This window comes from Paraburkholderia phenoliruptrix (assembly GCF_019511605.1).
GTDB lineage: Bacteria > Pseudomonadota > Gammaproteobacteria > Burkholderiales > Burkholderiaceae > Paraburkholderia > Paraburkholderia phenoliruptrix_A.
In genome coordinates, this window is sequence record NZ_JAEUAV010000020.1 from 112012 (window position 1) to 122224 (window position 10213).

Annotated in this window: 10 protein-coding genes and 2 tRNA genes; 7 read left to right on the forward strand and 5 right to left on the reverse strand. The window is 63.8% G+C overall.

All coding sequences use genetic code 11. The features are described 5' to 3' along the window. Nucleotides 1-56: 56 nt before the first annotated feature. The 5 genes from JNB89_RS22695 to pncB all read right to left on the reverse strand — a co-directional run bounded on the left by JNB89_RS22695 (nucleotide 57) and on the right by pncB (nucleotide 6091). Nucleotides 57-1496, reverse strand: coding sequence for a DNA recombination protein RmuC (locus JNB89_RS22695; protein WP_220363662.1), 1440 nt, complete (start codon nucleotides 1494-1496; stop codon nucleotides 57-59). After that, complete coding sequence (locus JNB89_RS22700; protein WP_135892773.1) at nucleotides 1493-2482, reverse strand: 2-hydroxyacid dehydrogenase; 990 nt, start codon at nucleotides 2480-2482, stop codon at nucleotides 1493-1495. The genes JNB89_RS22695 and JNB89_RS22700 overlap by 4 nt, the downstream gene beginning before the upstream one ends. 54 nt (nucleotides 2483-2536) lie before the next feature. Continuing rightward, nucleotides 2537-3967, reverse strand: a complete 1431-nt coding sequence (locus JNB89_RS22705; protein WP_220363663.1) for a sodium:proton antiporter — start codon at nucleotides 3965-3967, stop codon at nucleotides 2537-2539. 78 nt (nucleotides 3968-4045) lie between these two features. Continuing rightward, on the reverse strand, nucleotides 4046-4708 hold the full coding sequence (locus JNB89_RS22710; protein WP_220363664.1) for a LutC/YkgG family protein: 663 nt from the start codon (nucleotides 4706-4708) through the stop codon (nucleotides 4046-4048). Between the two features lie 186 nt (nucleotides 4709-4894). Beyond that, nucleotides 4895-6091, reverse strand: coding sequence for a nicotinate phosphoribosyltransferase (gene pncB, locus JNB89_RS22715; protein ID WP_027214235.1), 1197 nt, complete (start codon nucleotides 6089-6091; stop codon nucleotides 4895-4897). A gap of 297 nt (nucleotides 6092-6388) precedes the next feature. On the opposite strand from pncB, the gene fdxA reads away from it, so the two are divergent. The 7 genes from fdxA to JNB89_RS22750 all read left to right on the forward strand — a co-directional run bounded on the left by fdxA (nucleotide 6389) and on the right by JNB89_RS22750 (nucleotide 9835). Further along, nucleotides 6389-6712: a ferredoxin FdxA gene (gene fdxA, locus JNB89_RS22720; RefSeq protein WP_013340080.1), complete on the forward strand. Its 324-nt coding sequence runs from the start codon at nucleotides 6389-6391 to the stop codon at nucleotides 6710-6712. Between the two features lie 115 nt (nucleotides 6713-6827). Further along, nucleotides 6828-6903, forward strand: a tRNA-Asn gene (locus JNB89_RS22725). A 62-nt stretch (nucleotides 6904-6965) separates the two neighbouring features. After that, nucleotides 6966-7041 (forward strand) — tRNA-Asn (locus tag JNB89_RS22730). 183 nt (nucleotides 7042-7224) lie between these two features. Further along, nucleotides 7225-7725, forward strand: coding sequence for a CreA family protein (locus JNB89_RS22735; RefSeq protein WP_220363665.1), 501 nt, complete (start codon nucleotides 7225-7227; stop codon nucleotides 7723-7725). A gap of 139 nt (nucleotides 7726-7864) precedes the next feature. Then, nucleotides 7865-8695 (forward strand): helix-turn-helix transcriptional regulator, encoded by an 831-nt coding sequence (locus tag JNB89_RS22740; protein WP_220363666.1) that lies wholly within the window; start codon nucleotides 7865-7867, stop codon nucleotides 8693-8695. Between the two features lie 49 nt (nucleotides 8696-8744). Beyond that, a complete protein-coding gene (locus JNB89_RS22745) occupies nucleotides 8745-9509 on the forward strand; it encodes an AzlC family ABC transporter permease (RefSeq protein WP_220363667.1) in 765 nt (254 codons plus the stop codon). Beyond that, entirely contained in the window at nucleotides 9506-9835 is a 330-nt protein-coding gene (locus tag JNB89_RS22750) for an AzlD domain-containing protein (RefSeq protein ID WP_220363668.1), read from the forward strand. The genes JNB89_RS22745 and JNB89_RS22750 overlap by 4 nt, the downstream gene beginning before the upstream one ends. Nucleotides 9836-10213: the final 378 nt, after the last annotated feature.

Consider the following 10213-nt stretch of genomic DNA (forward strand, 5'->3'; position numbering starts at 1 on the left):
TTGGTAGCGCACCGTTACTGCTGCGCCGGCGGGCCATGCCTGCGCGGCGGCCCGCGTCACTGCTCGTCGGGATCGATACCCGGCAACGCGCCGCCCATCACGCCATGTGCCTCCTCGCCGGGCAGCGCCTCCACTTCGCGCAGCTTGCGGTTCATGACCCGCGTGCGCGTTTCCGCTGCCTCGATGGAACGCGTGACCGTTTCAAGCTGCGACTTCGTCTTCGCGAGCACATCGCCGAATTTGCCGAACTCCGTCTTGACGGCCCCGAGCACCTGCCACACCTCGCTCGAGCGCCGCTCTATGGCGAGCGTGCGGAAACCCATCTGTAAACTATTGAGCAGCGCGGTGAGCGTAGTAGGCCCGGCAATCGTCACGCGATAATCGCGTTGCAGCAGATCCGAGAGGCCCGGCCGACGCAGCACCTCGGCGTATAACCCTTCGGTCGGCAGGAATAGCAGCGCGAAGTCGGTGGTGTGCGGCGGCGCCACGTATTTTTCGGCGATGCTGCGCGCCTCGGCGCGAATCCGTGCTTCCAGCGCACGCGACGCTTCTTCCACCGCAAGCGGATCAGCGCGTTCCTGCGCGTCGATCAGCCTCTCGTAGTCCTCACGCGGAAACTTCGCGTCGACAGGCAGCCACACCGTTCCGCCCGCCTCCGTTCGTCCCGGCAAGCGGATAGCGAACTCCACGCGCTCCGCGCTCCTGGGCACCGTGGCGACGTTCTTCGCGTACTGATCCGCGGTGAGCATCTGCTCGAGCAATGCTTCGAGTTGCACTTCACCCCACGTGCCGCGCGTCTTGACGTTCGTCAGCACCTTTTTCAGGTCGCCGACGCCGGCCGCGAGCGTCTGCATTTCGCCGAGCCCGCGATGCACCTGCTCGAGTCGGTCGGATACCAGCTTGAACGACTCGCCAAGGCGCTGTTCAAGCGTGGCATGCAATTTTTCGTCGACCGTGCGCCGCATTTCCTCCAGCTTGCTCGCGTTATTCGACTCGATGTCCTTGAGCCGCTGCTCGATGGTCGCGCGAACTTCAGCGAAGCGCCGATCGTTCGCCTCGGTGAGTTGACCGAGTTGCAGGCTGAGCGTGTCGCCGAACTGCTTGAGCGAGCGGCCCTGCTCGTCGCGCGCCTGCTGCGCCTGTTGCTGCAGACTGTGGCGCACTGCGTCGAGTTGCTGGGCAAAGCCGTCGATCTTGCCGGCCTGCACGGTCGTCATGCTGCCGAATTGCGCGGCCAGCGTCTGCTGAAAGTGCGCGAAGCCGCCGCTCTGCTCGGTGCGCGACACGCGCGCCGTCTCGGCAATGTCATTGCGCAACTGCCGCTCGAGACGCTCGTACGCGTGCGCCTGCGCATCGGCTGCCGCGTCGACGCGCTGGCTCAGCAGTTCGAACTGTTCGTGCTCGCCGACGCCGCCCTGGCCGCGCATGAGCAAAGCCACAGCAAGCACGAGAGCGACCGCCAGCACGGCGACGGCTCCGACCAGAATCATCGTCATGCACGCGCCCGGCCGATTACTTCGGCATTGATCGGATTGGGCGGCTGGCCCGCGCGCGGACCTTCGCCGAGAGCGGCGATCAGGTTGTCCGCGGCAAGATTGGCCATCGCGCGGCGCGTCGCTTCCGTTGCGCTGGCAATATGCGGCGTCAGCACGACATTCGGCACTGTAAGCAGGTCCGGGTTCAGGTTCGGCTCGCCTTCGTACACATCGAGCCCGGCCGCCGCGATCCGCTTTGCGCGCAGCGCCTCGACGAGCGCGGCATCGTCGACAATGCCGCCGCGCGCGATATTGGTCAGCGTGGCCGTGGGTTTCATCAGCGCGAGTTCGGCAGTGCCGATCGTGTGATGGTTTTCCTTGGTGTACGGCAGAACCAGCACCACGTGATCGGCACGCCGCAACAGATCCTGCTTCGATACGTATTCGGCGTTCAGTTCGGCCTCGATTTCAGGCGCAACGCGCGAACGGTTGTGATAAAGCACCTGCATGTTAAAGCCGCGCGCACGCCGCGCAAGCGCCTGGCCGATCCGGCCCATGCCGATCACGCCCAATGTCGAACCGTGGAGGTCGCTGCCGAGAAAACCGTCGTACGACCATTTCTGCCACTTGCCGGCACGCAGCCAGTGCTCCGATTCCGCAATGCGCCGCGCTGCGGCCATCATCAGCGCCCAGCCGAAGTCCGCGGTCGATTCGTTCAGCACGTCGGGTGTGTTCGTGCCCAGCACGTTCGCCGCGTTGAACGCAGCCATGTCGAAGTTGTTGTAGCCCACCGCCATGTTCGACACCACGCGAAGACGCGGCGCGGCCGCAAGGACATCGGCGCCGATCGGGTCGCCCGCCGTCAGCGCGCCGTCCTTGTCGGCGAGGCGGCGCTTCAACTCCTGCGCGGACAGCACGTCGCCCTGATTCCAGTCGACGTCGAAATACCGTTGAAGCCGTTCGATCACGTCAGGAAAGATCGGACGGGCGACGAGTATCTTCTGCATTGCAATTCTCCGTGTAGCGTGGCGAGTTCGACGGCCTCGGCAGCAAGCTCAGTGTCAGAAAAACAGCCAGCCGGTGACGAGAAAAAGCGGCAACAACACTGCCCCCGACCAGGCCAGATAAGCGAAAAAACTCGGCATGCGCACACCGCGCGACTCCGCGATGGCCTTGACCATGAAGTTCGGCGCATTGCCGATATAACTGTTCGCGCCCATGAACACTGCGCCCGCCGAGATCGCGGCAAGCGTGGTGGCGCCCGTGGTCATCAGCGAGGCAGCGTCGCCGCCGGCCAGGTTGAAGAACACGAGATACGTGGGCGCGTTGTCGAGAAACGAAGATAGCAGGCCCGTTGCCCAGAAGTACATGGCGTTGTGCGGCTGCCCAGCGGAATCGGTGACGAGATGGACCACGCCCGCAAACGCGCCGGCCTCCCCCGCGCGCAGCATCATGATGACAGGCGCGATCGTCACGAAGATGCCGGCAAAGAGCTTGGCGACTTCTTCCATTGGCGCCCAGTTGAAGTCATTGCCCGCGCGAGCCGCACGCGGAGTCCACGCGAGAGACAGCACCGTGACGCAGATCAGCGCGACATCACGCACCGCGTTTTGCAAGGCCACGTGAGTGCCGAACACGTCGAAGCTCACACCTGGCTTCCACAAGCCGCTCATCAACACGAGGCCGACAACCACAGCGAGCAGAACGAAGTTGATCTTGCCGTCGATACCGAGAGCAGGCGAGTCGGGCGTCGGGTCCAGAAACCGCGCGCGCTCCTCTTCACGCCGATGGAAATAATACGAATCGAGGCAATAGAACGCAATCAGCAGCACACCGCAAACAAACAACATTGGCAGCGCGAGATGCGTAGTGGTCCAGAAGAAATCGACGCCCTGCAAAAAGCCAAGGAAGAGCGGCGGGTCGCCCAATGGCGACAACGAACCGCCCGCATTGGCCACCAGAAAGATGAAGAAGATCACCACGTGCACGACATGCCGGCGATTGTCGTTCGCGCGCAGCAACGGCCGGATCAGCAGCATGGCCGCGCCGGTGGTGCCCATTACGCTCGCGAGCAAGGTGCCGAGCGCAAGAATCGCTGCATTCAGGCGCGGCGTGCCGTGCAAATTGCCACGCACGCAAATCCCGCCCGCGACCGTGTAAAGCGCGCTCAGCAATACGATGAACGGAATATATTCTTCGAGCAACGCATGCATGAGCGTGCCGAACGCGACAGGCGCGCCGAAGGCAAAAGCGAACGGCACCAGAAACGCCAGCCCCCACGCCGCTGCGATCTTGCCGAAATGGTGATGCCAGAAAGCCGGCGCAACGAGCGGAAACACTGCGATAGAGAGCAGCACGCCTGCAAACGGCAGTGCCCAAAGCGCGGATAGCGAGGCGCCGTTCAGAGTGGCAGCGCACGCAAGCTGAGGCCAACCCGTCAACATGAGTACGGCCGCGAGCGCCATGCTCGACGGCATCGCACGTCGATTCATATTCTGGAACTTCCTTCTTTGAAATTGCGATGAAAAGCGCGGACCGGCCTGTCCGCGCAGAACGACCCGACACGCGGTTCAGGCGCCGAGTACGACGATCACATGCACGCGGTAAGGACCGTGTGCGCCCAGCACGATGGTCTGTTCGATATCGCCGGTACGCGAAGGCCCCGATACGAAGTTGACCGCACGCGGAAGCTCGCCCCGCTCGCTGCGGATCAACGCAAACGCTTCTTCATGTCCTGACACGATGCGCGAAGCCGGCACGATTGCAATGTGCGTTTCCGGAAGCAGACCTGCTGATGCGTATGTCTGCGGCCCGGAGAGCAGCACGAGCGAGCCGGTCTCGGCCGTGGCGCAGAAGCAGCCAGTGAGGCCCACCACGTCGCCGTCGCGCGGCTTGCGAAATTCGACAGTCAGGCCCGCGTCGACCCAGCGCAGATCCTGCAGCGTTTGCCACGCAATGGCTTGCAAAGGCAACCCGTGCTGGACCAGGTAGCGGCGCGCAGCAGCCGGCACTTCGGCCAGCGACTCGACCGTGTCCACGGTGGTCGCCATTTTTTGCGCTTCTTCGATAAAGCGCGCGGTCAGATCAGGCGGCATGTCCGGGCGCGGTCCCTGCGGATGGCGCGCCAGGTAGTCCGCCGCGGCCTCGCGCTCGGACGCGGCGGGTTCAGGCTCCCGGCCTTGTGCCGCGCGGATGCGCGCCAGGATGTTGCGGCGGGCAGTCGATGTGTCCATATGCGAAAGTCCTCGAGAGTCCTCGTGTCGACAGCCGTGCGATATGCAAGCCTTGCATGTCGGGGAATTATACCGGCCGCCCTCCGCGCGAACACCCTGGCCGGACGGCATAGGAACACCTCGCGCACGCGAGAGATGCGCTACGAGCTGCGCCCGGCGAGCGCCCTGCCTGCGCTTTTCGCGGTGCTACTTTGCCGCCTCTTCCTCAGGCTGCGCGATGCCGAACACCTGGCGCAGATAGGCCAGATAAGCCTTGTCCTCGCACATGTTCTTGCCCGGCGAATCCGACAGCTTGGCCACCGGCTGCCCGTTGCAGCGAACCATCTTGATTACGATCTGCAACGGGTTGTAGCCGAGGTCGTTGGTCAGATTGGTGCCCACGCCGAACGCGAGTTTGCAGCGGCCGCGAAAGCGCTCGTAGAGTTGCAGCACCTTGGGAATGTCCAGTGCGTCGGAAAACACCAGGATCTTCGTGCGCGGGTCGCAACGGTTCGCCTCGTAGTGCTTGAGCAGGCGCTCGCCCCAGTCGAACGGATCGCCCGAGTCGTGACGCGCGCCATCGAACAGCTTGCAGAAGTACATGTCGAAGTCGCGCAGAAACGCTTGCATACCATAGACGTCGGACAGGGCAATGCCCAGGTCGCCGCGATACTCCTTCGCCCACATTTCAAAGCCGAAAATCTGCGAATCGCGCAGCCGGGGGCCGAGGGCCTGACATGCCTGCAGATACTCGTGCGCCATCGTGCCGAGCGGCGTGAGGCTGTGCTTCATTGCGTAGAACACGTTGCTCGTGCCGGCGAACTGTTCGCCCAACCCATCCTTCAGGGTGAGGATGACTTCCTCGTGCCACTCTTTCGAGAAGCGGCGCCGCGTGCCGTAATCGGCGATCTTGCAGTCGGCGAATTCGGGTCGCGCGCCAAGAAGTTTCATCTTTTCGACGAGGCGTCCGCGACCTTCGCTGTAGTCCGGTTCCTGTTGCGTGTTGCGGAAGTAGACCTCGTTGACGATCGCGAGCATCGGGATCTCGAACAGGATCGTATGCAGCCACGGGCCTTTGATCTCGATGTCGATCTCGCCGTTGTTCTTCGGCGAGGGCTCGATAGAAATGTACTTCTCGTTCAGATGAAAGAGCGCGAGGAACTCGATGAAGTCGCCCTTGATAAAGCGCATGCGCCGCAGGTAGTCGAGCTCGTCGTCGGTAAAGCGCAACTCGCAGAGCTTGCGCACCTCGTTGCGAATTTCGCCGATGTACGGCACGAGATCGACGTTGGGCGTGCGGCAACGGAAGCGATACTCGACGTTGGCCGCCGGGAAGTGATGCAGCACCACCTGCATCATCGTGAACTTGTACAGATCGGTGTCGAGCAGCGAAGTAATAATCATGATGGTGCGAACTGGACTGCAGGAAGTACGGAAGGCCTGACTCAACCCATGCATATGGCGCGCCTCGTGCGCGCCGGCTTGACGCATGTTACCCGAATGCGCCGCCCTTCAGGCTCGAACCCGCGGCCAGCAGGCGCCGCCCCGGCCGCGCGCGGTCATTCATTGCCCGCGCAATAAACTAATCACGAAAACATATAAAAGGCATGGCGCGATGCTGCATGCGCCTCTTGACGTTACGTTACAATAGCGCTTTTGGCGTTTGCGCCTTCCCTGATTCCGCATGCAGGAGCTGCCTGAATGACTCACGTTGTGACCGAGAGCTGCATCAAGTGCCGCTATACCGACTGCGTCGATGTGTGCCCGGTGGACTGCTTTCGCGAAGGTCCCAACTTCCTCGCGATCGACCCCGATGAATGCATCGACTGTGCCGTGTGCGTGGCCGAATGCCCGGTGAACGCCATTTATGCCGAAGAAGACGTGCCGGGCGACCAGCAGAACTTCATCGAGCTGAATGCGGATCTCGCCAAGAGCTGGCCGAGCATCACGAAGACCAAGGCGCCGCTGCCGGAAGCCGACGAGTTCAAGGACGTCAAGGAAAAGCTCGCGCTGCTAGTGCGCTGAGCGTTGCAGCCTGTCACGCACCCTGCGCGCTCCGACCAATTTGAGATGAAGCCAAGGTATTGACAGGCGCCTAACCTGCTCCTACAATTCCGTTTCTCTGCTGTTGTTGTTCTGTTCCTCGATAGCTCAGTCGGTAGAGCGCCGGACTGTTAATCCGTAGGTCCCTGGTTCGAGCCCAGGTCGAGGAGCCAAGAATTGCAAAAGCCCGTTAACCAAGACGGGCTTTTTTATGTAGATCAAGTTGTACTGTTGTTCCTCGATAGCTCAGTCGGTAGAGCGCCGGACTGTTAATCCGTAGGTCCCTGGTTCGAGCCCAGGTCGAGGAGCCAGAATTCGAAAGGCCCGCATCCGTGCGGGCCTTTTCTTTTTGTGCGCTGCGACTGTAATCGTGCGGCGTCATGCGACGCGCGTTGACGGGGGCGCTCGCCTGCCGCAAAGGCGGTATACGATGGCGGCTTCGCAGTGCGCAACCGCACTGCCCACGCACCCCTTGCTCCTCAGTCGGCACTCCCATGAAACTCGCTCCTTCGCGCATCGCCCTTTCAGCGGCGCTGAACGTCGCCCTTGCAGTCGCGTCCACTGTCGTCATGCTTCCCGCGCACGGCGAAGAACTCGGCAGCGTCAATACGAATTTCCGCATCACCGGTTCGGACCGCGTGGTGGTCGAGGCCTACGACGATCCGCTCGTCCAAGGCGTGACCTGCTACGTGTCGCGGGCGCGCACCGGCGGCGTCAAAGGCACGCTGGGCATTGCCGAAGATCCCACCGAGGCATCCATAGCGTGCCGCCAGGTCGGCCCGATTCACTTCAGCGGTCCGTTGAAGCAGCAAGCCGATGTGTTCTCGGTCAGCATGTCGTTGATCTTCAAGTCGTTGCACGTGGTGCGCGTGGTGGACACCAAACGTAACGCGCTGGTGTATCTCACTTACAGCGATCGGGTGGTAAGCGGCAGCGCGAAGAACAGCGTCAGCGCCGTGCCGATGCCTGCCGGCACGACTATTCCGCTCAGGTAAGCAGACCGACGCCGCCGCGTTGCGCAGCCGGGCCGCATCCTACGAAAAAGCGCACGTCGCGCGCAGCGGCTCGGCACGCATCGCCGCGCCCGCGTGTGCGATGCCGCGCTAAACTGAGTGGCTGTGCGAGAGCTCTGCCATGACCGCTGTCCATCGTTTCCGCAATTCCGCCCGTTATTGGCGTACGCCGCTTCTGCCCGGCGCGGATCTGCTCACGGCCGAATATCACGACCACGAATTCACGCCGCACTGGCATGACGCGTACACGATCCCGGTGATCGTCGCGGGCGCCGAGGGTTACCGCTATCGCGGCTCGGACTATGTCGCCGAAGCGGGCGGCGTGCCGATCATCAATCCGGGAGAGCTGCACACGGGCTCGAAAGCGGTGGAGGCCGGCTGGCGCTATCGGGTGATGTATGCGCCCGTGCCATACATCCACGAACTCGCCAACGAAGTCGCCGGCAAGCCGCAGCCGCAGCCATGGTTCGCGCCGGGCGTGATCCGCGACCCCGATCTCGCCGCGCGGCTCGCGAACGCGCACCGCCTGCTCGAAACAGGTACCAATGCGCTCGCCGCCGAAGCCGCGCTGCTCGACGCACTGTCCACGCTGCTCGTGCGATACGGACAGACGCAGCCGGAGCCCTCGCACGCCCCAGCTGACGACATGCGCATCGCGCTAATGAAAGAGCGTCTGACGGGCGACCTGCTCGAACCGGTCACGCTTGCAGAGCTCGCGCGAGCCGCCGGGTTGTCGCCGTTCCACGCGGCGCGCCTGTTCAACCGGAGCACCGGCCTGCCGCCGCACGCGTGGCGCAATCAGGTGCGCTTGCAACGCGCGCTCGCGCCGCTGCGCGCGGGCGTGCCGGTCACCGAGGTGGCGGCCGCCAGCGGCTTTACGGACCAGAGCCATTTCACGCGCCATTTCCGGCGCATGTTCGGCGTGCCGCCGGGGCGCTGGCAAGGAACCTGAGCTTCGATCGTCCGCAAGAACGTACAAGTCCTGCCGTGGGCCGCCCGCTATGCTTCCCGACTCAAGGAGGCAAATCTTGACCCAGTCGAAACGTTTGAAGGAGTTCACCACCGGCGCCCGCGACATCATTCCGATGATGATCGGCTCGGCGCCCTTCGGTGTGATCTACGGCACGCTCGTGGCGTCCGGCCCGCTGCACTTGTGGCAGGGCCAGTTGATGTCGCTCGTCGTATTCGCCGGCTCCGCGCAGTTCATAGCGCTCGGACTGATTGCCGGTCACGCGAGTTTCGCCGTGATCCTCGCCACCACGTTCGTCGTCAATTTGCGTCACGTGCTGTACAGCGCGACGCTTGCGCCGCATGTCGCGCATTTGCCGGCGCGCTGGCGCTGGGCCCTCGCCGCGCTGCTCACGGACGAGGTGTTCGCCGTCGCCTGGGAACACTACCGCAACCGCGAGCCGGGCACGGTGGGCCCGCATTACTTCTTCGGCGCGGGTCTCGCCATGTATCTGAACTGGCAGTGCTGGACCGTGGGCGGCTTGCTGTTTGGCGCGGCGTTCCCCGGCCTGCAATCGCTCGGGCTCGATTTCGCGATGGTTGCGACCTTCATTGCGATCGTCGTGCCGCAACTTGTAGCGGTGCGCTACATCGCGGCTGCGACGACTGCGGGCACGCTCGCCTTCCTGTGGCAGGCGTGGCCGTACAAACTCGGTCTGCTTGCCGCGGTGTTCGCGGGCGTCGCGGTCGGCGTCGTGCTGTCGGCGCCGGCCCTGCGTTCGCGGCGCGGGCGTCGATCGGCGGAGGCGTCGCGATGAACTACGTGATTCTCATATTCGGCATGGCGCTCATCACGTGGGTGATACGGGCGGCCGTCTTCGTGCTCGGCGACAGGCTGGTGTTTCCGCCGCTGGTGCGCACGGCTCTGGGCTTCGTGCCGGTCACCGTGCTGACGGCGATCATCGTGCCGATGGCGGTTTCGCCACATGGCGCCGACGTCGGCGCGGAGCTGACCTGGCGCAATCCGCAACTCGTCGGCGCGCTGGCCGCTGTCGTGGCGAGCGCGCTGACGCGGCGGCCGCTTGTGACTATCGCCATCGGGCTGACGGTGTTTTTCGTCTGGCAAGGCGTGGTGCTCGGGTAGTGGCGTGGGCGTTGGCGTTGCCCTTAACCTCGACCTCGACCTAGTCCTCCGCGTGGTAAGTGCCCACTTGCGTGGAATGGCGCGCGTGGTGCGCCTGGTGCGCCTGGTGCGCCTGGTGCGCGTGGTGCGCGTGGTGCGCGTGGCGGGCTGAGCGGGCTGAGCGGGCTTAGCGGGCTTAGCGGGCTTAGCGGGCTTAGCGGGCTTAGCGGGCTTAGCGGGCAGGGGCGGCGTGGCCTGACGCGGCCTGTGCCTGTGCCTGCGGTGCGGCATCGGCGGTGCGGCGTAAGTAGCACGACGTTGAGCCACGGCGTCGAGTAGCGCATGGCGAAGCCCGCCAACCCGCACGCAAAGCCAGCGTCCGTCTGCGCACCGCATGCC